Annotated in this window: 25 protein-coding genes; 21 read left to right on the forward strand and 4 right to left on the reverse strand. The window is 44.4% G+C overall.

Annotation, left to right across the window (positions count from 1 at the left end):
• Positions 1–89: 89 nt before the first annotated feature.
• Positions 90–1,118 carry a glycosyltransferase family 4 protein gene (locus tag PODO_RS10795; RefSeq protein WP_036689759.1) on the reverse strand — a complete coding sequence of 343 codons (1,029 nt, stop codon included), beginning with the start codon at positions 1,116–1,118 and terminating at the stop codon, positions 90–92.
• 194 nt (positions 1,119–1,312) lie between these two features.
• Between PODO_RS10795 and PODO_RS10800 the strand changes: the two genes are divergently transcribed.
• Positions 1,313–1,615 carry a DinB family protein gene (locus PODO_RS10800; protein WP_036689761.1) on the forward strand — a complete coding sequence of 101 codons (303 nt, stop codon included), beginning with the start codon at positions 1,313–1,315 and terminating at the stop codon, positions 1,613–1,615.
• Between the two features lie 62 nt (positions 1,616–1,677).
• On the opposite strand, the gene PODO_RS10805 is transcribed toward PODO_RS10800, so the two are convergent.
• Complete coding sequence (locus tag PODO_RS10805; RefSeq protein WP_341122452.1) at positions 1,678–2,544, reverse strand: sugar phosphate isomerase/epimerase family protein; 867 nt, start codon at positions 2,542–2,544, stop codon at positions 1,678–1,680.
• A gap of 29 nt (positions 2,545–2,573) precedes the next feature.
• Positions 2,574–3,482, reverse strand: a complete 909-nt coding sequence (locus tag PODO_RS10810) for an alpha/beta fold hydrolase (RefSeq protein WP_052096955.1) — start codon at positions 3,480–3,482, stop codon at positions 2,574–2,576.
• 508 nt (positions 3,483–3,990) lie between these two features.
• Between PODO_RS10810 and PODO_RS10815 the strand changes: the two genes are divergently transcribed.
• The 10 genes from PODO_RS10815 (at position 3,991) to PODO_RS10860 (ending at position 14,772) form a co-directional block, all read left to right on the forward strand.
• The gene (locus PODO_RS10815; protein ID WP_038570015.1) at positions 3,991–4,491 is read left to right on the forward strand and encodes a GNAT family N-acetyltransferase; all 501 of its coding nucleotides are present in this window, start codon (positions 3,991–3,993) and stop codon (positions 4,489–4,491) included.
• Positions 4,492–4,707: 216 nt separating this feature from the next.
• Complete coding sequence (locus tag PODO_RS10820) at positions 4,708–6,777, forward strand: bifunctional rhamnulose-1-phosphate aldolase/short-chain dehydrogenase (protein ID WP_038570017.1); 2,070 nt, start codon at positions 4,708–4,710, stop codon at positions 6,775–6,777.
• A gap of 40 nt (positions 6,778–6,817) precedes the next feature.
• On the forward strand, positions 6,818–7,576 hold the full coding sequence (locus PODO_RS10825) for a DeoR/GlpR family DNA-binding transcription regulator (protein WP_036689767.1): 759 nt from the start codon (positions 6,818–6,820) through the stop codon (positions 7,574–7,576).
• Between the two features lie 26 nt (positions 7,577–7,602).
• Complete coding sequence (locus PODO_RS10830; RefSeq protein ID WP_036689769.1) at positions 7,603–8,331, forward strand: (Fe-S)-binding protein; 729 nt, start codon at positions 7,603–7,605, stop codon at positions 8,329–8,331.
• Positions 8,328–9,881 carry a LutB/LldF family L-lactate oxidation iron-sulfur protein gene (locus PODO_RS10835; RefSeq protein ID WP_038570019.1) on the forward strand — a complete coding sequence of 518 codons (1,554 nt, stop codon included), beginning with the start codon at positions 8,328–8,330 and terminating at the stop codon, positions 9,879–9,881. The genes PODO_RS10830 and PODO_RS10835 overlap by 4 nt, the downstream gene beginning before the upstream one ends.
• Positions 9,874–10,602, forward strand: coding sequence for a LutC/YkgG family protein (locus tag PODO_RS10840; protein WP_038570021.1), 729 nt, complete (start codon positions 9,874–9,876; stop codon positions 10,600–10,602). The genes PODO_RS10835 and PODO_RS10840 overlap by 8 nt, the downstream gene beginning before the upstream one ends.
• A gap of 26 nt (positions 10,603–10,628) precedes the next feature.
• A complete protein-coding gene (gene rhaB, locus PODO_RS10845) occupies positions 10,629–12,119 on the forward strand; it encodes a rhamnulokinase (protein WP_244886463.1) in 1,491 nt (496 codons plus the stop codon).
• Positions 12,120–12,205: 86 nt separating this feature from the next.
• Entirely contained in the window at positions 12,206–13,480 is a 1,275-nt protein-coding gene (gene rhaA / locus PODO_RS10850) for an L-rhamnose isomerase (RefSeq protein WP_038570023.1), read from the forward strand.
• A gap of 165 nt (positions 13,481–13,645) precedes the next feature.
• A complete protein-coding gene (locus PODO_RS10855; RefSeq protein ID WP_038570025.1) occupies positions 13,646–14,284 on the forward strand; it encodes a Vat family streptogramin A O-acetyltransferase in 639 nt (212 codons plus the stop codon).
• A 110-nt stretch (positions 14,285–14,394) separates the two neighbouring features.
• Positions 14,395–14,772: a YkvA family protein gene (locus PODO_RS10860; protein WP_080742463.1), complete on the forward strand. Its 378-nt coding sequence runs from the start codon at positions 14,395–14,397 to the stop codon at positions 14,770–14,772.
• Between the two features lie 16 nt (positions 14,773–14,788).
• Here PODO_RS10860 and PODO_RS10865 read toward each other — a convergent pair whose 3' ends face one another.
• Entirely contained in the window at positions 14,789–15,181 is a 393-nt protein-coding gene (locus PODO_RS10865; RefSeq protein WP_036689775.1) for a winged helix-turn-helix transcriptional regulator, read from the reverse strand.
• Between the two features lie 150 nt (positions 15,182–15,331).
• Between PODO_RS10865 and PODO_RS10870 the strand changes: the two genes are divergently transcribed.
• The 10 genes from PODO_RS10870 to PODO_RS10910 all read left to right on the forward strand — a co-directional run bounded on the left by PODO_RS10870 (position 15,332) and on the right by PODO_RS10910 (position 20,582).
• On the forward strand, positions 15,332–16,006 hold the full coding sequence (locus PODO_RS10870) for an NAD(P)H-dependent oxidoreductase (RefSeq protein WP_036689777.1): 675 nt from the start codon (positions 15,332–15,334) through the stop codon (positions 16,004–16,006).
• 187 nt (positions 16,007–16,193) lie between these two features.
• The gene (locus PODO_RS10875; RefSeq protein WP_036689778.1) at positions 16,194–16,604 is read left to right on the forward strand and encodes a CidA/LrgA family holin-like protein; all 411 of its coding nucleotides are present in this window, start codon (positions 16,194–16,196) and stop codon (positions 16,602–16,604) included.
• Complete coding sequence (locus PODO_RS10880; RefSeq protein WP_036689780.1) at positions 16,604–17,290, forward strand: LrgB family protein; 687 nt, start codon at positions 16,604–16,606, stop codon at positions 17,288–17,290. The genes PODO_RS10875 and PODO_RS10880 overlap by 1 nt, the downstream gene beginning before the upstream one ends.
• Positions 17,291–17,384: 94 nt before the next feature.
• Positions 17,385–17,564, forward strand: a complete 180-nt coding sequence (locus tag PODO_RS10885; RefSeq protein ID WP_036689781.1) for a hypothetical protein — start codon at positions 17,385–17,387, stop codon at positions 17,562–17,564.
• A gap of 166 nt (positions 17,565–17,730) precedes the next feature.
• The gene (locus PODO_RS10890) at positions 17,731–17,910 is read left to right on the forward strand and encodes a hypothetical protein (protein WP_038570027.1); all 180 of its coding nucleotides are present in this window, start codon (positions 17,731–17,733) and stop codon (positions 17,908–17,910) included.
• Between the two features lie 164 nt (positions 17,911–18,074).
• Positions 18,075–18,641 carry a putative ABC transporter permease gene (locus PODO_RS10895; protein ID WP_052096957.1) on the forward strand — a complete coding sequence of 189 codons (567 nt, stop codon included), beginning with the start codon at positions 18,075–18,077 and terminating at the stop codon, positions 18,639–18,641.
• Positions 18,642–18,787: 146 nt separating this feature from the next.
• A complete protein-coding gene (locus PODO_RS10900; RefSeq protein WP_036689786.1) occupies positions 18,788–19,264 on the forward strand; it encodes a 2-thiouracil desulfurase family protein in 477 nt (158 codons plus the stop codon).
• A gap of 49 nt (positions 19,265–19,313) precedes the next feature.
• Complete coding sequence (locus tag PODO_RS31020) at positions 19,314–19,460, forward strand: hypothetical protein (RefSeq protein ID WP_155288116.1); 147 nt, start codon at positions 19,314–19,316, stop codon at positions 19,458–19,460.
• A gap of 168 nt (positions 19,461–19,628) precedes the next feature.
• The gene (locus PODO_RS10905; protein WP_036689788.1) at positions 19,629–20,078 is read left to right on the forward strand and encodes a DUF4362 domain-containing protein; all 450 of its coding nucleotides are present in this window, start codon (positions 19,629–19,631) and stop codon (positions 20,076–20,078) included.
• Between the two features lie 30 nt (positions 20,079–20,108).
• Entirely contained in the window at positions 20,109–20,582 is a 474-nt protein-coding gene (locus PODO_RS10910) for an NUDIX domain-containing protein (RefSeq protein ID WP_038574363.1), read from the forward strand.

Consider the following 20,582-nt stretch of genomic DNA (forward strand, 5'->3'; position numbering starts at 1 on the left):
AATATCTTGTATTATTTCTCTAGTCAATGATTCTTTTGGATCAATAAAAAAGCAAATCTCAGCCATTGGAGACTTGCTTTTTTATATTTTTATAATAAATCTGTGATCGCTTGTTCAAATAATCTGACACTATTTTCCCAAGTCCATTTGCGCGAATATCTTTCCCCCTGCTCCGCTAATTTAGTTCTTAAGTTGGGATCACGTATTAAGCGGATGACATCTTCACCGAGCCGGTTCTCATATCGATAAGAGAGCAAACAGTTTTTCTTGTGATGGGCGTATTCCATATTCCCACCCGAATATACACAGACTAACGCTGCTCCACAACGCATGGCCTCAAGTCCCGGTAAAGAACCTGTATCAAAAATACTTGAGCTAACAAAAATATCCGCACCGTTATAGTGATAGCAGAGCTCCTCATCATTTGCTGGCGTAAAGAACCGATATTTGCCAGTAGCTTTCATTCTTTGGAGAATTTCTGAGGTGTTGAACTCGTCAGGCGGACTGATGAAGTTAATATTTACATCGGGATATTGGCTTTTTACGTAATCCAGCTGTTCTATAAGGTAATCTTGCTCGCGGTGCCAGGAGAAACCGCGTTCTGTTTTTCTTAATATAGCTGTTATGTTTAAAGGCTCTTGAAGACTGTGACGGATATTCATATTTTTAAAAGAGGAGCTAATGCCAATGGGCACGATACTGCCGGTGATGCCATGATTTAAAAAGATCAGCTCCTGCTGCCAACGTGATAAAACGATTAGATGCTCAGTGATGTGATAGGAGGGGAAGGAGCGTCCGTTATCCGGTAAAAAAGGAGGCTCATAACATAAAGATAAACGTACATGAACCCCTTTTCCTTGTTTGCTTGCTGCTTGGGCGATGGGGACAGTTGTATAATAATTAGAAACAATGACGTCTCCGGGAGGAAAGTCATGCTCGTGAATATTCATATGTGAGGAGCGGATTACGTTTGCGCGCACATCATAAGAAATAGCGCCATCCACAGGCAAGAGGAGGTTGACCTGATGGCCCAAATCTGTCAGCCCATTGGTGAGCTCTACCAGCATACGTTGTGCTCCGCCATGAGATAAGGTCAGAATAGGGAATGTGAATCTCATTGATAATCCCGTCCCTTCCAAGTTAGAGCTGTAATAGTGAAACAATATGATTCAATCGTTATGTTTCTTATTTTATTCAGCTCCTATAGAAAAGTACCATTTAACAAGTTTACAAACAAAAGTAGAAGGAAGAGGGATTAGTATGAGTGAAATCATTATCGAATGTATGAGAAGGCTCGATCAATCCTTGGGGTATGTGGAGCAAATTTTTGACCAGAGGCGGTTATTCATCACAGGAATTATTGCAGTATATGCTGAAGGTCAGGGAAGAAAGCCGTGCGGTGGTGGGCAATTTGACGAAGGCTGATCTAGAACGGGAGGTCACCATTAGTTTCCCTGAGGGGGCTGGAATGGAGAATTATACTTGGAGTATTCAAAAGATTATGATCGGAGCGGTAGAACATTATTCCTATCATACAGGTCAAATCGTATATGCCTCCAAATTGCTGCAGGCAGAGGATGATCATCTGCTCAATAACTGGAAACACTATTTTTGAGCATAGATAAAGCTGGGATAGATGCGCAGCTGCTGCTAACACCTATCCTCAGAAGTGGGTTTTTATTGTGTTATAGGAGCAAGCTTCTTCAGTAAAGCAACGGTATCATTAACCTCCAGATCCTTGATATCTTCTAATGACACATCGATCATTGGCTTATATTCTTGGAGTTTGCGCAGGAAAGCTTCGGTATGGAATAATCCGCTGCCTGCTTTGCCGTGGTATGCTTTTTCACCATCTTGATAGATATCTTTTAAATGCGCCAGAATGATACGGTCGCCGAATAATCTGAAGGAATCATCGACAATTTGATCCTGCAAATGCGCAGCCGTGCTAATAAAATTACAAGGGTCCAATACAACACCTATACAGCTTGATGGGACTTCATCTAAGATGCGGCGCATCTTGTCTGGTGTAGAAAGTGTATGTGTGCAGACCCCCTCTAGTCCTAGAAAAACGCCCCATTTTTCAGCTTCCTCTGCAAGTTCTTCTATAGTTGCCCTTAACGTATCCCAGCCGATAGCTTCGTAATGGACCGGATCTTGTGCTTGAAAAGTAGTCAGCGCACCGGTCTCTGTTGCCACCATAGGTGCGCCGAATTGGCGGGCATAACGAAGATGCTCTTTAAAACGATTGATCTCAGCTCTCCGGATGACAGGATCCGGATGAACAGGGTTGATGTAACAGCCCAAAACACCGATGCGTATTCCTGCTTTATCAAATTGTTCGCCAATATAGCTGGCAAGACCTGGACTTAGTTTACCGGTAGAAGTGTCGATGTCCTGAATGGCTTTGGATAATGCAAGCTGAACAAAATCGATATCATAATTCTGAAGGGTTGCAGTTAACGACTTGAGCGGCAGGCAGCCAAATGTGTGGGCTAGAGTTCCGTATCTGATGGGTAACCTCTCCTTTAATAGAGTAAGTATGAGTAATAACCTTCATAATAGTAACGCTTTCATAAGGATGCAAGTGATGTATCATTATCGCCGGTCAGGAAATTGATGATTTCAGTGTTGACTCTATCCGGTTGCTCATGATTAATGCCGTGTCCCGCACGGGGGATGACTTGGTAATGAAACTTTCCGTCCTCTAAAATATCTATGAAATCCTTTGATTGTTTTAATGCGTGTTCTCCTACTAAAAAATAGAGCTTATCTCTGACGGCAACTGCGGCGTTTCTATCGTATTTTTGAAGCTTATGAACAAACATAGCTTGTTGATTATGAGTGCGCATTAAAAGGATTAGATGAGCAGCTACTTCTGGGTGATTGTCAAATAAAGGGGAGTCAGGCGCACTTAACTTCTTCAGCACTTTCAGTAAATTGCGATCCGTGGGAACCAGAATCTCTGGGAACATCATCATTAGCGTTTGCAGCATGGCTTTGATTGGTGTGGTGACCATTCCGCCTTCCAAACAAATCACACGGTTCACTTTGTCCGGTTGCTTGGTCGCATAATTAAAAGCAATATAGGCGCCATTTGACACCCCTGCAATATTAAAGATGTCAATGCTCAGATGTTTGGCTATTTCATTAATCCATTCCACCTGCTCAAACTTTTGTTTATTAAAGTACGCATTAGGAATGCTTTTTCCGGGTCCGCCCAGAGTATCAATAGCGATGCAGTAAAAATGCCGCGATAATTCCTCGATGTTAAGGAGCCACATGACCGCCGAGTTATCACCAACGCCATGAAATAGAAATAAGGGGGGATTACTCTTTTGCCCGGTAAGGATACAATGCGTCAGCCCATATGTGGTTGGGAGATCGAGTTCTTCAAGAGGAACAGGCCACTGATCAACTAGCTGTTGGTAGGACTGCCACACTTGTTCTTGCGCCTTGGCATTCTTAAAGCTATTCACCATCACAAACCTCCTTAGTGAAAAATACAACATCTGTATCTTATTCCAATAAGTATACTACGAGAGTGCGGAAGGAGGGGCGAGAAATAGAAACATTCCTGTGAAAAGTGGGGGAGCAGAAGGTGATTAGAGGGTGAGTAGATGGTGATTAGATTAGATAGATTAGATAGATTAGATAGATTAGATTAGATTAGATAGATTAGTTTAGATACCTGTTGCTTGATCACCTAGTAGTCACAAGGAGCCAGATAAGTGTATTTCATACAACTAAATTGCTACTTTACTCTCACTTCGGTGATATAGATGTACTTTGTACAACTATATCTCTCGTAATTAGCTGATTTAGCTAAATTGGGCGAATTTAATTGCACAAAGTACACTTAATACATTAGGCGTGAGCATTGAAGTACATTTTAGTTGTAGATTGTGCAATTAAATAATGCATGCCGGTCTTTTTTGCGGTAAATTTTTGATAGGGAAGTTATTAATAACGTTCTAGGGGGGGATTATTATGCTTGTTGAGCTAAAGGAAGCTAGCATTTCAGATGGACGCGATATTTTTGAGATGATTGTGGAGATAGGTCCGGGGGAGAATGGATTCGTCAACAATGGATTTGATCTGGCTTACAGTCAATTTCCTGATTTCATCCGGGAGAGGATAGCACTTTCACAAGGTGATAATCTTCCACCACAGTATGTAGCACAGACCAACTACTGGCTACTGATTGACTCCTATCCCGTTGGTGTCGGAAAATTAAGACATTCCTTAAATGATCAATTGAGGAAGTCAGGTGGACACATTGGCTATAGTATCAGACCCAGTGAGAGAGGAAGAGGTTATGGTACGATTTTTTTGGCAGAGCTGTTAAAAAAAGCTGCGGACATGGGGATTGATAAGGTCATGCTGACTTGTGAGCCGGACAATATATCTTCGAGAAAGGTTATTGAAGCGAACAAAGGAAAACTACATGGCATTAAGGATGAAAAATGTAACTACTGGATCACCCTTTAAGCTGGTTTAAAAAATAGTGGAGGAGTTGCCAAGAGGCAGCTTTTTTTTGTTATTCACGAGGTTTTTGTAGTTCATCCAATGTAGATTCGTCTAAAATGTGAAAATAATTTAAAATTTCGTTGAAAGCGCTCTATTCAAACACAAACAAATAGTTTAAAATCAAAACAAACAAAAATAAACAAAAAAACAAACATTCAAAAACGGAGGTATTCACAAATGGTACAAAACTTACGGGATTCATCTCGGGCAACGAAATTAAACGGGGGATTGGATGCTTTAGTGTTCCGCTCTAATCTGCTGGGCGAAGATCGCAGAGTCTGTAACTTTGGCGGAGGGAATACCTCCAGCAAAACGATAGAATTGGATTTTCGCGGGCGTGAGGTAGAAGTAATGTGGGTGAAGGGCAGTGGTTCTGACCTTGCTACAATGAAAGCAGGCAATTTTACCGGACTAAGGCTTCAGGATATTGCCCCGTTATTTGAACGTGATGAAATGCCAGATGAAGAGATGGTAGCTTATCTCGCAAATTGTATGATTGACCCTAAACATCCGCGTGCTTCCATCGAGACGTTGCTGCATGCGTTTTTACCTTTCAAACATGTGGATCATACGCATCCAGATGCCATTATCAGCTTATGCTGTGCGCATAACGGTAAGGAAATTGCCCGTGAGATTTATGGGGATCGTTTCGTATGGGTGCCTTACATCCGTCCAGGCTTCACTTTATCCAAAATGATTGCCGAAGGTGTGCTCGCAAACCCGAAAGCTGAATTAGTGCTGATGGAGAAACACGGTCTCGTGACTTGGGGGGATACACCTGAATCTTGTTATGACAAAACAATCTCCATAATTAACGAAGCGGAAAGTTATATTGAAGAAAGAATTGAAGACCAGAACCTATTTGGCGGCCGCAAATCAGAAGCACTTCCAGAAGCAGAGCGACGGGCTGTAGCGGCCGCAGTGATGCCACTGATCAGAGGCGCAGTTAGCGATGAGCGTAAAATGATTTTGACCTTCGATGATGCGGAGGATGTGCTGCGTTTCGTAGGAGGGGCTGACTCGGAGAAGTTATCTGATGTAGGCGCAGCTTGTCCGGATCATTTGGTACATACCAAAATGAAGCCGCTTTTTGTTGCGTGGGAGCCAAACACCAATGATATCGATGGCTTGAAGGCGAAGCTGAGCGAAGCGATTAGCGCTTATAAGGAGCAGTACAAAGCATACTTCGACCGTAATAAACATGAGGGCGATGTAATGTTCGAGGCTGCGCCACGTGTGATCCTGATTCCTGGCGTGGGCATGATCAACACAGGTAAAAGCTGGAGCAATGCTAAGATCAGCGGAGCCTTGTATCACCGGGCGATTGCTGTTATGCGCGGAGCTACTGCACTGGGAGATTTCGTCTCTCTTAGTGAGAATGAATCGTACAATGTGGAATATTGGCCCTTGGAATTATATAAATTATCACTGGCTCCGGCAGAAGCGGAGTTCTCCCGTAAAGTTGCCTTTATTACAGGTGGTGCCGGGGGAATTGGGAGTGAGACGGCTCGTCGTTTAGTATCAGAAGGAGCGCATGTTGTATTGGCAGACCTCAATCTGGAGGGTGCACAAAAAGTAGCAGAAGAGATTAACGCTAAGTATGGTGAAAATCGTGCATTCGCCGTTAAAATGGACGTAACTCAGGAAGAGCAGGTAACCGCAGCATATGCGGAGACAGCACTTTTTTATGGCGGGGTCGACATTATCGTTAATAATGCTGGGCTTGCAACCTCCAGTCCGTTTGATGAGACTTCATTAAAAGAGTGGAACTTGAATATTTCTGTACTGGGCACAGGATATTTCCTCGTTGCGCGCGAAGCTTTTAAGGTGATGAAGGAGCAAAAAATCGGTGGCAGCATGGTGTTCATCGGCTCCAAAAATTCTATTTTTGCAGGAAAAAGCGTCTCGGCTTACAGTTCTGCCAAGGCGCTCGAAGCCCATCTGGCCCGCTGTATAGCAGCTGAAGGCGGAGAGTTTGGCATCCGTGCCAATACGATTCTGCCCGATGCAATTTTACAGGGATCAGCCATCTGGAATTCGAACTGGCGTAATGAACGGGCGGCTGCTTACGGGATTGAGCCGGATCAATTAGAGGAGCATTACCGTAAACGCACGACGCTGCTAGTTAATATTTATCCGCGTGATATTGCCGAAGGCGTTGCTTTTTTTGCTTCTTCCAAGTCAGAGAAAACTACGGGTTGTATGCTGACAATCGACGGTGGAGTGCCAGCAGCTTTTACTAGATAAGAGGTAGCTTGAATATAGATAGGGATAACGGAGGAAAATCATGCTGATTGCAGACAGATATGAACGAATCGTAGAACTAGTGAATGAACGCGGCAGCATCCGTGTCTCAGAATTGAGTACATTATGCCAAGTGACGGAAGAAACCATTCGCCGCGATCTGGATCGATTGGAAAAAGCGGGGCGGTTGCTGCGTTCGCATGGCGGAGCAGTTAGCCTGCGTGACCGGCAACCGGAGACCCCTTATGCCGAACGAGAAATCATGAATGCAGCGGAGAAACAGCGGATTGCCCGTGAGGCGGTAATGATGATTAAGCCGGGCGATCGAATTCTGCTGGATGCCAGTACAACGGCTTGGTATATGGCTTCGCATTTGCCGGATATGCCGCTTACTGTGTTGACCAATTCTACTAGAGTGGCAGCAGAGTTAAGCGGGAAGGAGCGGATCGAGGTCTTTTCTACAGGCGGACAGCTGAGCCGCAGATCAATGTCCTATGTTGGTCATTTAGCAGAACGTTCGCTTGAATTGTATCACGTGGATAAGATGTTTTTTTCCTGCAAAGGATTTCATCTCGAACGTGGCGCTAGTGAATCAAATGAGCTGCAAGCTATGGTGAAACGAAAGATGATTTCTATAGCGGAGCAAGTGATCTTATTATGTGATTCCAGTAAATTTGGAATACAAGCGTTCACACATTTTGCGGCACCTAGTGATGTGGATGTCCTAATAACGGATTACAGCCCTGTTGAAGAACAAATGAAGCAGTTGCAGAAGCTGAACATCGCAATAACGACAGTGTAGTAAATAGTTGTGCAGGAGGTGAAGGCATGAAGGTATCGATGTTTATAACTTGCGTCAGCGATGCCGTGTTCCCGAAGGTCGGGGAAGCCATGGCTCGTCTGCTAGCCAGGTATGGCGTACAGCTGGAGTTCCCGGAGGTGCAGACTTGCTGCGGACAGCCTGCGTACAACAGTGGATATTGGAATGAAGCGCGGCAAGCTGCACTTACGATTCTACAGGCTTTTGATGACAGTGATTTTGTCATTGCACCTTCCGGATCCTGTACGGGGATGCTTCATCATTACCCTAAGCTGTTTCAGGATGATCCGGTTAATCTGGTCAAGGCGCAGAATTTGCAACGCAAATCCTATGAATTTAGCCAGTTTATGGTGCAGGTACTTGGCGTAACTGATCTAGGAGCAGTCTTTCCGCATAAGGTTACCTATCATCCTTCCTGTCATGGCACAAGGATTCTAGGGATTCGCGACGAACCTATGCAGCTTATGCAAAATGTGAAGGCGATGGAGCTGGTGCCACTGCCTTTTGCTGAGGACTGCTGTGGGTTTGGTGGAACCTTTGCCGTGAAAATGTCTGATATCTCCGGGGCAATGGTCACTGAGAAATCAGATCATGTGCTGGAGACGGAAGCAGAAATCCTAACGGGTCTGGATATGGGTTGTCTGATGAATATTGCCGGGAATCTGCGTTACCGCCGCGAACCCGTTCGAGTTATGCATTTAGCAGAACTGCTGTATGAGGGGGTGACTGATAAATGAGCCAAGCCACCACCAATCCTACGGCGGGTTCAGAGAATGGAAAGCCAGCTACGGTAAAAGAACGTGCAGACTTGGCGCTGAATAATGACTTTTTACGCAAGGCTGTTCGTTTTACCACGGAGAGACTGCGTGATGGAAAACAGAAAGCGGCTAACGATCATGGCCACTGGGAAGAGTGGCGTGAACGTGGGCGGCAAATCCGTCTACACACGATCGCCCATCTTGATTACTATCTGAATCTTTTTGCAGACAAGGCAAGAGTAAACGGCACACATATTCATTTTGCAGCAACGGGTGAAGAGGCTGTGAAGATTGCCCTTGAAATCGCGCAGCGAAAACAGGCAGCTTCTGTGGTCAAATCCAAATCAATGGTTACAGAGGAGCTGCATTTAAATAAGGCGCTGGAATCCATTGGTGTGGAGACCATAGAGACGGATCTGGGGGAGTATATTATCCAGCTTGCCGGGGAAACCCCGTCACATATCATTATTCCGGCGATTCATAAGAACCGCTACCAGATTGCCGAGCTGTTGTCCAAAGAGGCAGGAGAGGAGCTTTTGCCCGAAACTACTATCCTTGCTGGATTTGTAAGGCGTAAGCTGAGAGAGAAGTTCCTTGATGCGGATATCGGAATGACTGGCTGTAACTTTGCTATTGCAGAGACGGGTTCGATGGTGCTGTTCGAGAATGAAGGTAACGCTCGTATGGTCACCACTTTACCGAAAACGCAAATTACCCTGATGGGGATGGAGCGGATTATTCCTTCGTGGAGTGATCTTGAAGTGATGGCTACATTATTGCCTCGTTCGGCAACAGGGCAGAAGTTAACGGTATATATGTCGGGTATTTCTGGTCCCCGCAGGGATAATGACGGTGATGGGCCGGAAGAGCAACATATTATTATTCTTGATAATGGTCGATCTGAGCAGCTAGGCGATCCTGAGTTTCAGGAGCTGCTGAACTGCATCCGCTGTGGAGCTTGTCTGAATGCTTGTCCTGTCTACCGTCATATTGGCGGTCATGCATATGGAGGAACGTATAGCGGACCTATAGGAGCGGTGTTGACTCCGGCGTTGAATAAAAATGTAGATCAATGGGATGACATCGCCTCAGCCTCTAGCCTGTGCGGAGCATGTTATGAAGCCTGTCCGGTCAAAATCCCTCTGCATGATATGCTCATCTATTTACGGCGGCGTAAGGTAGAACGTGGTTATGGGGATAAGGCAGAAGGTCTCGGCATGAAGGGTTTTGGGGCGATCATGGCGAAGTCACAGCGATTTAGTAATGTGATGAAGGTAGGTAGAATCGGGCAAAAGCTGCTCGTACGAGACGGAGGAATTCCGTCGAAACTGGGCCCGCTGAAAGGTTGGAACAATTATCGGATCGCCCCGAAGCTGGCAGATCAATCCTTCCGTGAGAGCTGGAAGGGGCTGCAACAGGAGCTAGATAAGAACAGTCGCGAAATGGACCCTGTGATACAGAAGCGAATGGAAGATTTACTAGCGAAGCGGAAGCGGGAAGAGCTGGAAGGAGGGGCCGGGCATGACTGAAGAGACGCACAGTAACTGGTTGGAACGTATGGAGCAGGATTCACGTGAACAGCAGCAGGCATTCATGAATGATATCGCTCGCCGCCTGAAGCGGCCGAGAATTACTGAAGCTCCTGCACATCCTTTTCGCGGCGCACCGCAGTACTGGCAGCAATTCCAGTGGAGTCCGGAGGAAAGGATTGAACAATTTACGGCGAATTTTCAAAGCGCCGGTGGTCATGTATTTCGTGTGCAGGATATGGATGAAGCCAAGGCTTTCATCGTCAGCAAAGTCAATGAGATGCTCGCACGGTATATTCTCCGGCAAAATGTCACCGAGCTAGCAGTACTTCGACTAGAGGAGGAACTCACAGATACACGGGTCTCTGTCTGGAATACAGATGATCAGGAGGCATGGAAAGCTAGGGCGGCAGAGGCTGATATTGGAATTGTGATTGCGGATTATGCCGTTGCTTATACAGGCTCCATTTCTGTGCTGTCCTCTGAGAATAAAGGCCGTTCAGTCAGCTTATTGCCTACCGCATTAATTGCCATCGTTCCATTGGAGCGGCTGAAGACTCGTCTCGGTGAGGTGCTTATTGATTTTGATGAAGCTGGGCCATCGGGGCTGCCGGCGGGCATTCATTTTATCTCCGGACCTAGCCGTTCAGCGGATATTGAGAATGATCTGACGATAGGCGTGCATGGTCCAGGAATCGTATTCGCTTTGCTAGTAGGCTGATAGGAGATAAGGAGTGTTGTATAGGGATGAATACACAAGCTCATAATCAAATTCAGAATCATATTGCTGTTGATATCGGAGCCTCTAGTGGGAGAGTGGTCTGCGGAACCTTGCAGCAGCCGGTAGGAACCCTGTTTATAGAAGAAATTCATCGCTTCAGTAATGGATTCGCTGAACAAAATGGTAATCTATATTGGGATATAGATTATTTAGTTGCTGAAATCGTCAAGGGCTTACAGCAGGCCAAGGCTAGAGGGATCGAGCGCTGCACCGTGGGCATCGATACTTGGGGTGTCGATTATGTACTTCTCGATCAGGAGGGAGCGCGGATCCATGAGGTTTTTTCTTATCGTGACTCCCGAACGGATGGAGCGATAGAGAGGCTGCATCGCAATATCTCAACTGAAAGCGTTTACGAAAAGGTGGGGATACAATATCTCCCGATTAATACATTGTATCAGCTGTTTGTGCATGATCAGGCGGAGCTGGAAGCAGCACATTCCATCCTGCTGGTCCCTGATTATCTTTATTATCGGCTTACGGGTCGCAAGATTAGTGAAGTGACGATAGGTTCCACCTCTGGGATGCTGAATCTTCACACTCGTGATTACGATGAGGATCTTCTGTCGGTGCTTGGTCTTTCAAAAGAGCAATTCCCTCCCTTAACAGAACCTGGGGAACCCGTTGGGAGGTTGACGGAGGACTTGGCGGCTCGCGGTGATCTTCCAGATTGCGAGTTCATAGCAGTAGCCTCTCATGATACAGCATCAGCTGTATTAGGGGTTCCGGCAAACAGCGAGAACTGGGGATTTCTCAGTAGTGGTACTTGGTCACTCATCGGGGTGGAACGGGGTTCAGCCATCACAAGTCCAGAGGCAATGTTACGCAACTATACGAATGAATGGGGAGCCTACGGCTCATTCCGGTTTCTTAAGAATATTATGGGCATGTGGTTGATTCAAAAGGTTCGTGAGGAGTACGGCGGACAATACAGCTTCGGCGAGCTGGTAGAGCTGGCAGCACAAGAAATCCCTTTTAGATCAATCATTTATTGCAATGATGAACGATTCATGAATCCACAGAGCATGATTGACGAGATCCGCAGCTATTGTGTGGAAGCAGGACAGTTGGTTCCTCAAACGCCTGGGGAAATGGCTCGATGTGTATTTGATAGTCTTGCTTTATCTTATTATTTCTACATTCAGGATCTCCAGCAATTGACGGGTGACAACTTAGAGAGGCTGCATATCGTTGGCGGAGGTGCGAATAACGGTCTGTTGTGCCAGATTACGGCAGATCTGCTGGAGATGGAAATTCACGCCGGACCAACGGAATCTACGGCTTTAGGCAATCTAGTGGTGCAGATGATCAGCACGGGTGCTGTAAATGATCTTCAAGAGGCGAGAGAAATTATAAGTCGTTCATTCCAAGTTACATCTTATATACCGAAGGGGATGGACCCCACGACCAAAAAGGCGGCTTTGGCACAGTTCGCCCGGCTGCAGGCCGTTAATTAGTAGCTAAGTTAAGAGGCACGCGAGCCAAAGAGAGGCAAAAGTGCCTCACCTAAAACACACTAAGCTAAAAATCAGGAGGCTCAATCATGGAGCAGAGTAAAGAGAGCTTACAGAGCATTCAGAACAGCTACAATGAAGCGAAAAAGCTTTACGCACAGCATGGGATCGACGTAGATAAGGTGTTGCAGCAGCTAGCGGAAATTAAGATTTCTTTGCATTGTTGGCAAGGTGATGATGTGAAGGGATTTTTGAATAAGGAAAAAGAACTGAGCGGCGGGATCGCAGTCACTGGAAGTTACCCGGGGAGGGCCGGGAATCCGGAGGAGCTGCGCCGTGATTTGGAACAGGCCCTTGCACTCATCCCAGGCCAACATAAAATAAATTTACATGCTATTTATGCGGATACAGAAGAGACTGTAGATCTCGATGCTTTAGAGCCTAAGCATTTTGAGCGATGGGTGAGCTGGGCCAAAGAGCGGGGACTCGGATTGGATTTCAATCCTACCTGTTTTTCTCATGAAAAAGCAAACGATGGCTTCACACTGAGCCACCCAGATCCTGAAATCCGCAACTTCTGGATCGCTCATTGCAAGGCCTCACGTCGAATCGCCGAGTCCTTTGGCCAGGCATTAGGTCAGCCTTGTGTGACTAATTTTTGGGTTCCAGATGGTTATAAAGATACGCCGATCGACCGTTTGTCACCAAGGGTACGGCTTCAGCAGTCACTCGATGAAATCTTCAGCGAGGAAATCGATCAGCAATATAACATTGATGCTGTAGAAAGTAAGCTGTTTGGTATTGGTTCGGAAAGTTACGTGGTTGGCTCACATGAATTCTATATGGGTTATGCGCTAAGCCGGGGCAAGGCGGTGTGCTTCGATGCTGGGCATTTCCATCCAACCGAGACGATTTCGAATAAGCTGTCTTCCTGGCTGCTGTTTGGGGATCAATTGCTGCTGCATGTTAGCCGTCCAGTACGCTGGGATAGTGATCATGTGGTAACTATGGACGATGAGCTGCTCGAGATTGCCCGTGAACTGGTTCGTGGCCAGTTTCTGGACAGAACGCATATTGGATTAGATTTTTTTGACGGAAGCATCAATCATGTTGCTGCTTGGGTGATCGGAACACGAAATACATTAAAAGCTTTGCTTCGTGCCATGCTGGAGCCAATCGAGCAATTGAAGCAAATTGAGCTGGATGGAGATTACACTTCAAGGCTTGCCTTGGTCGAGGAATTTAAATCGTATCCGTTTGGAGCCATTTGGGATTATTATTGTGCGAAGAATGGCGTACCGGTCCGGGAAAGCTGGCTAAATGAAGTGAAACAGTATGAGGCTGAGGTTTTATCGAAAAGATAGAGGTAGAAGTAGAAGTGAAGTAGAACGAACTTTAACAATATAAGTAGATAAAAGATAGGCGGTTACCGGCAGGTAGCCGCTTTTTTATGTTTATGAATCGTACATGATTTGAATTCAGCTCTGATCTCTGCTATGTTTTATCCAAAAGAGAGCGAGGCGTAAACTATGAAACAATATGGACCGAACCCGAATACGCTCTATCCCAATGAACAAATTAAAAGTATCTGCTATATAAAAAATGCGATTACAAGAGACAATATCATTGTTGGCGATTATACCTATTATGATGATATAAACGGTGCAGAGAAGTTTGAGGAACGTGTGACTCATCATTATGATTTTATTGGCGACAAGCTTATTATTGGAAAATTCTGCGCGATTGCCAAAGGCATTGAATTTGTCATGAATGGTGCCAACCACCGGATGAATTCGGTTTCGACCTATCCGTTTAATATCATGGCACATGGCTGGGAACAGGCGGTCCCGGATTTAAAAGATCTGCCGCTAAAAGGTGATACAGTCATCGGAAACGATGTTTGGATTGGACAAAATGTTACGATTATGCCAGGTGTGCATATTGGAAACGGAGCAGTTATCGCAGCCAATTCTACAGTTGTAAAGGATATCCCGGCGTATAGTGTAGCTGGAGGAAATCCCTGCAAAGTGATTAGACAACGTTTTGATGATGAAATGATCGAATATCTTGAAGCGCTGAAGTGGTGGGATTGGGATGCAGAGCGAATCTTTAATAATCTTGAAGTGTTATGCAGCAGCGATTTAACGAAAATCAAAGCGATCGATTAATCGTAAGTAGGTTCAGGATACGGACTTTAGTTTATCTTAAAGATATAAACCTCAATTGAGGGAATACTTTAGGTATGTACGTCATATGAACCTTTCGGAGGGAACCGGCAATGAAGAAAGATAAGGTCAAGAATAGCATGGAGCTCACTGCAGAGGAATTTCCATATAGCAAAGAAAATGAGGAAATGGTAACGCAAAATTTTTGGACGAAAACTAAAAAGTTTGCAGGCAAAATTCCATTTACTAAAGATGCTATCGCGATGTATTATTGTGCCGTCGACGCTAAGACACCTTTATGGGCGAAAGGAATTGCTTTCGGTGCATTGGCTTATTTTATTTCTCCTATAGATGCTATACCCGATGCGATTCTAGGCCTTGGATTTACAGATGATGCAGCGATTATCGCAGCAGGCATTAAAGCGATATCCGGTCAGGTAACCAACGAACATAAGGAAAAGGCGGAAGCGTTTTTTAATGGGGAAAAATAAAAGGTGCAGCATTAAGCTACACCGTTATATCTGTACTTTCAGGACAGCTTTCTGCGGAAAGCTGTTTTGTTTTGTACACCTCGCCCCAATCTTTCATGAGTTTAATAATAGGAATCAGTGTCTTGCCGAATTCAGTTAAAGAGTATTCGACTTTTGGGGGAACCTGATGGTAGACCTCACGGTGTACAACCCCATCCTCTTCCAACTCTCTTAGTTGCAGGGTCAGCATACGTTGGGTAATTCCCGGGCAGATCCGGCGGAATTCGTTAAAACGTTTCGTGCCATCAATCAAGTGATAGATGAGAATTCCTTTCCATTTGCCTCCTATAACGTCCAGTGTGAATTCTACAGGGCAAGCTTCTTTATTGCTTTCCGGGAAATTTCCGAAGCCACCTTTTCGGTCACGCATAGCTGTTCAACTCCCATGGTATCATTTTGTATACTACATAACATTATTGTGCGTACTTTTAAAGAAGTGATATATACACTAATATTAAGCATGTGATCGGCAAACAGTCAAATGCCCGTCGATTCTAATCAAGTAAAGGGAGTGTTACTCATGGATACTTTATCGTTAAACAAGAATGAAATCCTGTCTGCATATCAGTTCAGACATGCAACTAAAGAATTCGATAGCCATAAAAAAATTAGTGAATCGGACTTTCAATTTATATTGGAAACTGGACGATTGTCACCAAGTTCATTTGGATTCGAGCCTTGGCGTTTTGTGGTAGTGCAAAGTCCGGAAGTACGTGAGAAATTACGTCCTAATGCATGGGGAGCACAAAAGCAATTGGCAACTGCAAGCCATTTTGTGCTTATTCTCTCACGTCTTCCTAAAGATATGGCTGCTGACTCCGATTATATTAAAGGGATCATGGAGAATGTGCAGGAGTTGCCTCCGCAAGTAATGGAAGGAAAACGTAAAGTTTTTGATAAGTTCTTGAAGGTTGATTTCGGACTGATGGCGAATGAGCGGGCGATGTTCGAATGGAGCTGCCGGCAGACTTATCTGGCACTTGGGAATATGCTGACATCAGCTGCGTTAATTGGGATCGACTCCTGCCCAATAGAAGGTTTCGATAAAGCAAAGGTTGAGCAGATATTGGCAGAAGAAGGTATTATGGACGCTGAGCATTTTGGAATCTCTTGTATGGCAGCTTTCGGATATCGCCTGAATGAACCACGTGGTAAGACGCGTCAAGGTGCAGAGCAAGTAATTCAGTGGGTTTAACGAAATTGAATTTTAATCTTTGAGCCTGTAAAGTCTCTGTATTCTGGGGATTTTGCAGGTTTTTTTGCGATATTTCTTATAAGATTCAAAAAGTAATTGAAAGTTTCATGAAAACTCTGATACCCTTATGAAGGTGACTCAATATTAGCGCTATCGCTTTAACTTAATAATGAAGGGATCCTGCATCATGAAAATCATTCGCATTATTATCCAAGTGTTCCTGCTATATTTGTTCTACTTGGCTGGGGACTATCTGCAAAAGCAACTGCATCTCCCCGTGTCCGGGAGTATCGTAGGATTACTGTTACTTTTTGTTCTATTGCTATTCAGGGTCGTGCCTGTGAAGTGGATTGAAGAGGGTGCAACAACGATATTAGCTTATCTTCCGTTATTTTTTATTCCAGCGACAGCTGGGATCGTGAATCATATGGATATCTTTAGTGGTAGAGGTTTACTATTAATCCTAATCCTTATCGTTAGCAGTGTTCTCACGATTGCCGCAGCTGCACATTCTAGCCAATGGCTTACTAGTGTAAACAACAAGCTGAAAGCGGGTTGGAGCGGCAAGAGACTAAGCGAAAAGGGGAAGGAAATATAATGTTTTTTATCGCAACAGGTATTGTACTGCTTAACGTAGCTATTTATTTGATGATGTCAGTAGTATATAGACGATTTCGTATTCCTGTACTTATTCCCGCGCTTACAGCAACAGTGATTGTTGTAACTTTACTGCTATATTTTCATATTCCGTATGATACATATATGATAGGCGGCCAATGGATTAATCAGCTGCTCGGTCCTGCTGTAGTCTCGTTAGCCTACCCATTATATAAACAACGTAATGTGTTGATTGAGAATCTCCCGGCGATTCTGGGCGGAGCGATTGTGGGACTGCTTATAGGGATGTTTAGTGGACTGCTTTTGGCGGCAGGTCTAGGATTCTCTAAATTATATGTTTTATCTTTATTACCTAAATCGATCACTACACCTGTAGCGATACAGATCTCGAACAGCTTAGGTGGGGACTCTTCTTTAACTTCCGTATTTGTTATGATTGCTGGATTTACTGGTGCGATTGGCGGACCTTTTATCATCAAGCTGTTTAGAATTCGTAGTGAGGTTGGAATCGGAATTGGTCTCGGAACTGCTTCTCATGCTCTAGGAACAGCAAAGGCCTTGGAATATGGTGAACAATCCGTTTCGATGAGCTCGGTTGCGATGACTGTATGCGCGATAGTTGGTTCTTGTATCGGCCCACTTGTAGCGTGGATGATGTACCCTTAAATTATTCTTTTAATTGGACTATGTTTGCAAAACACTCCATCGGGTAACTATAACTAAGGAACAAAAAAAGCAAAGCACCTGAGGAGGATTTCACATGTCCGATCACACACAAGATGAAGCGGAAATCCGCAACAAGGAAAATAAAGAAGGCGATTCATTAGCTGAAATTAAGAAGATGGAGAACGGTGTAGACATCGAGCCAGAGGCAGATGAGTGGGTAGCCAAACCTGCTGAATCCTCACACCCAGATCCGCTTCCCGATAATTTGGAGTAAATGATTCGGAAGACAGGCTGTCCTTTAGGGGACAGTCTGTTTTTGTTGATGATTGTAGTAAGTATTGTATAATAAATAAAAGTACAACCTCATCAGAGTGTTTTCTCCAAGTTCGTCTTAGCTTTTCGCAAATTTCACAGATCTTTGCCAATGGGGAGGAAATGGAATGCGTAGTCGAAATGAGAACAGCCGTTACCGGCAAAAACGTGGTGAGGCTCTCGCAGGAAACTTTGAGAAAAAGTACGGTTCAAACTTTGGCGTACGCAGTGAGCTTAAGATGGATGCACTGAAGAAACAAAACGACGATCAGTTGCTGACGACACCTCATGAAGAAGAGCATAAATAATTAGAAAATAACGAGTGGGAGACTTTTACTCCTGGAATTCTGGAATGAAGGCATAACCTTTTGGGTTATGTCTTTTTTGTGCGCATATTTCCTGAACGATCAAGACATAATAGGGCCGGATGGGCAACTAAGAAAATAATGACAACGAGAGGCGGGATTAGGTCATGATTATTCCTATATTTTCGTTAAGTGAAGATATAGCAGTTACTGTGGTGGGCCAATACTTTTTTTATTTTATGGTCTATTCCTTTTTAGGCTGGGTATTGGAAGGGACCTATAATCTATACAGTAATGGAAGCTTTCGCAAAGAAGGATTTCTAAAAGGTCCATTTAAGCCGATGTATGGCTTTGCTCCACTATTGCTATTGATTGCTAGAGATTTGACGCTGCCACTTCCGCTTTTCCTATTTCTTGCGCTAATCATTCCTTCTGCTGTTGAATTTATAAGCGGTTGGCTGTTAAAAACGGTATTCCATAAGCAATGGTGGGATTACTCAGGAATGTCTTATCAACTGCAAGGGCATATTTGCCTGCGTTTTTCTCTATATTGGTGGGGGCTTTCAGTAGCTAGTGTGTATGTAATTCAGCCGCTTATGGAGCTTTTATATTCGGGTGTTCAGCCTATTTGGAAATTCGTGCTTCCGATCGTGGGGTTCTACTTTATGGCGGATTTATTATGGACCTGCTGGAGCCGATATCGGATGGAGAAAACCCCTCAATATCAGAAATAATGGTTTCCTATATGTATACAATGAGTCTTCTTTTGTGTATCAAGCACAAACATTTCGTGGACAGGCATTTCGATATTGCATATCCGTTTCTAGTCATAAATAATATAGCAATATATTAAATACTAGACGGACTGGTGGCGATAACGATGACAGGGAAGATTCTAGTGAGCGCATGTTTGTTAGGGCATAAAGTACGTTATGATAATGGCGATGTTCCGTGTCTCGATGCCCGATTCCTAAAGTGGTATGAGGAAGGGCGTTTTGTCCATATTTGTCCAGAGGTAGTGGGCGGTTTGCCAACCCCTCGTCCTGACGCACAGCGGCAAGGAGATCGGGTAGTGACGGGGGCAGGCACGGATGTTACCGAGCCATTTATGAAGGGGGCTCAAGCCACACTAAAGCTGGCTAGGGAGCATCAGGTTGCATTAGCTATTTTAAAACAAGACAGTCCTTCATGCGGAAGCCTGTATATTTATGATGGAACCTTTAAAGATACGAAAGCACCGGGAGAGGGCACCACTACGGAGCTGTTGAGGAAAAATGGGTTTAAAGTATTTGGCGAAGATCAGCTGGACGAAGTCGAGCAGGAACTCGCACGTATGGACGGGCAGGTTATTCTTTAAGTAATAAATAGGTTGCAGGATACATAGTGTGTATAAGGGGAACGAAGCAGTGTCCTTGGGAGAGGAAATGCCGTCCGATGAGCCATCCTTCATTTGGGATAGGAGGCGGACGCAGATGAGTATTGATCAGCTCATTGCTTTGCTCGTTCTTGTCATTATGATCGTACAGCTTGCTGGCACAAAAGGTAAACACTAAGTCTCACCTCATTGTAACTGCTTCCGGAGCTCAGGATTTTTTGAGTTCGGAAGCTTTTTTTGTCCCTGGCTATGCATATTGTGAAATCTAAAGGATTCCTTCATAGTGATGTCTAATATACATATAGTGGGTTTTTGGGAAGTCCAAGGAAAGAAATTAGGGGGAACTATGAAATTTAGAACATGGATAATCATTGTTCAGTTGTTTATGATTGCTGTGCTTGTAGGCGTTTTGGCGGCCGATCTAGGTAAGCCAGGCTCAGATGAGTCTAAACATGATGATATTTTAATACATTTTGATCAAAAAGATTTAAACAGGATAAAAGAAACGGTTCAAAGGTTTAGTGAAGGTAAAGGGGATAACCTGATGTTGATTGAGCCAACCACGGATAGTGGACGGTTAATTCATGATTTCTATTCTAATGGTAAAGAGCTTCATTGGGTAAAGGATGATACAAGAGATGCATGGAGTAATAGTCCTGGGAAGATCGAATATGTATGCAAGGCGATTGAACTAATAGAGACAGGTGAGCGGTTTAATGTCGAGTTATCCCAATGTAATGTTCAGCCAGACGGTGAGAAAATAAATGTGATCAGCTTTTTAAAAGAAAGATTATAAACCCATTTACGGAGAGGATGGATGATCAATATGCCGATGTCTGAGTACTATCAAGGAATTCGAGGGAAAGTGGGCTCAGAATTATTAATGATGCCTTCCGTAGCTGCAGTAATAAGAAATAAAGAGGATGAGATTCTATTCATCCGCAAGCCAGGAGAATCTTTGTGGGGATTGCCTGCGGGAGCGATTGAGCCAGGGGAGCGTCCTGGAAGAACCTTACGCAGAGAGGTATATGAAGAGACAGGGTTGATGGTTCATCCTATGTCTATTTTAGGTGTTTTTGGTGGAGCGAAATATAGATACGAATATAGTAATGGCGATCAGGTAGAATATACGGTTATTGTATTTGAGTGCTCTATCATCAGAGGAACGCTTAGAGCTATAGATGGGGAGATCGAAGAATTTAAATTTTTCAAAGAGAACGAGCTGCCAGAGATTGCAATTCTATATCCTAGAGAGATTTTTATAAAAGACCGAGAGAAGACTGCAACGATATTTGAGTGA

Source organism: Paenibacillus odorifer, from assembly GCF_000758725.1.
GTDB lineage: Bacteria > Bacillota > Bacilli > Paenibacillales > Paenibacillaceae > Paenibacillus_AQ > Paenibacillus_AQ odorifer.

What these genes read in the sequence shown, in the direction of transcription:
- PODO_RS10880 (WP_036689780.1), top strand. Translation starts at nt 16,604, where the DNA reads ATGTTTTTTATCGCAACAGGTATTGTACTGCTTAACGTAGCTATTTAT.
- PODO_RS10815 (WP_038570015.1), top strand. Translation starts at nt 3,991, where the DNA reads ATGCTTGTTGAGCTAAAGGAAGCTAGCATTTCAGATGGACGCGATATT.
- PODO_RS10865 (WP_036689775.1), bottom strand. Translation starts at nt 15,181, where the DNA reads ATGCGTGACCGAAAAGGTGGCTTCGGAAATTTCCCGGAAAGCAATAAA.
- PODO_RS10810 (WP_052096955.1), bottom strand. Translation starts at nt 3,482, where the DNA reads ATGGTGAATAGCTTTAAGAATGCCAAGGCGCAAGAACAAGTGTGGCAG.
- PODO_RS10820 (WP_038570017.1), top strand. Translation starts at nt 4,708, where the DNA reads ATGGTACAAAACTTACGGGATTCATCTCGGGCAACGAAATTAAACGGG.
- PODO_RS10855 (WP_038570025.1), top strand. Translation starts at nt 13,646, where the DNA reads ATGAAACAATATGGACCGAACCCGAATACGCTCTATCCCAATGAACAA.
- PODO_RS10885 (WP_036689781.1), top strand. Translation starts at nt 17,385, where the DNA reads ATGTCCGATCACACACAAGATGAAGCGGAAATCCGCAACAAGGAAAAT.
- PODO_RS10895 (WP_052096957.1), top strand. Translation starts at nt 18,075, where the DNA reads ATGATTATTCCTATATTTTCGTTAAGTGAAGATATAGCAGTTACTGTG.
- PODO_RS10825 (WP_036689767.1), top strand. Translation starts at nt 6,818, where the DNA reads ATGCTGATTGCAGACAGATATGAACGAATCGTAGAACTAGTGAATGAA.
- PODO_RS10900 (WP_036689786.1), top strand. Translation starts at nt 18,788, where the DNA reads ATGACAGGGAAGATTCTAGTGAGCGCATGTTTGTTAGGGCATAAAGTA.
- PODO_RS10910 (WP_038574363.1), top strand. Translation starts at nt 20,109, where the DNA reads ATGCCGATGTCTGAGTACTATCAAGGAATTCGAGGGAAAGTGGGCTCA.
- PODO_RS10830 (WP_036689769.1), top strand. Translation starts at nt 7,603, where the DNA reads ATGAAGGTATCGATGTTTATAACTTGCGTCAGCGATGCCGTGTTCCCG.
- PODO_RS10795 (WP_036689759.1), bottom strand. Translation starts at nt 1,118, where the DNA reads ATGAGATTCACATTCCCTATTCTGACCTTATCTCATGGCGGAGCACAA.
- PODO_RS10875 (WP_036689778.1), top strand. Translation starts at nt 16,194, where the DNA reads ATGAAAATCATTCGCATTATTATCCAAGTGTTCCTGCTATATTTGTTC.
- rhaA (WP_038570023.1), top strand. Translation starts at nt 12,206, where the DNA reads ATGGAGCAGAGTAAAGAGAGCTTACAGAGCATTCAGAACAGCTACAAT.
- PODO_RS10890 (WP_038570027.1), top strand. Translation starts at nt 17,731, where the DNA reads ATGCGTAGTCGAAATGAGAACAGCCGTTACCGGCAAAAACGTGGTGAG.
- PODO_RS10905 (WP_036689788.1), top strand. Translation starts at nt 19,629, where the DNA reads ATGAAATTTAGAACATGGATAATCATTGTTCAGTTGTTTATGATTGCT.
- PODO_RS10835 (WP_038570019.1), top strand. Translation starts at nt 8,328, where the DNA reads ATGAGCCAAGCCACCACCAATCCTACGGCGGGTTCAGAGAATGGAAAG.
- PODO_RS10840 (WP_038570021.1), top strand. Translation starts at nt 9,874, where the DNA reads ATGACTGAAGAGACGCACAGTAACTGGTTGGAACGTATGGAGCAGGAT.
- PODO_RS10870 (WP_036689777.1), top strand. Translation starts at nt 15,332, where the DNA reads ATGGATACTTTATCGTTAAACAAGAATGAAATCCTGTCTGCATATCAG.
- rhaB (WP_244886463.1), top strand. Translation starts at nt 10,629, where the DNA reads ATGAATACACAAGCTCATAATCAAATTCAGAATCATATTGCTGTTGAT.
- PODO_RS10800 (WP_036689761.1), top strand. Translation starts at nt 1,313, where the DNA reads ATGTGGAGCAAATTTTTGACCAGAGGCGGTTATTCATCACAGGAATTA.
- PODO_RS10860 (WP_080742463.1), top strand. Translation starts at nt 14,395, where the DNA reads ATGAAGAAAGATAAGGTCAAGAATAGCATGGAGCTCACTGCAGAGGAA.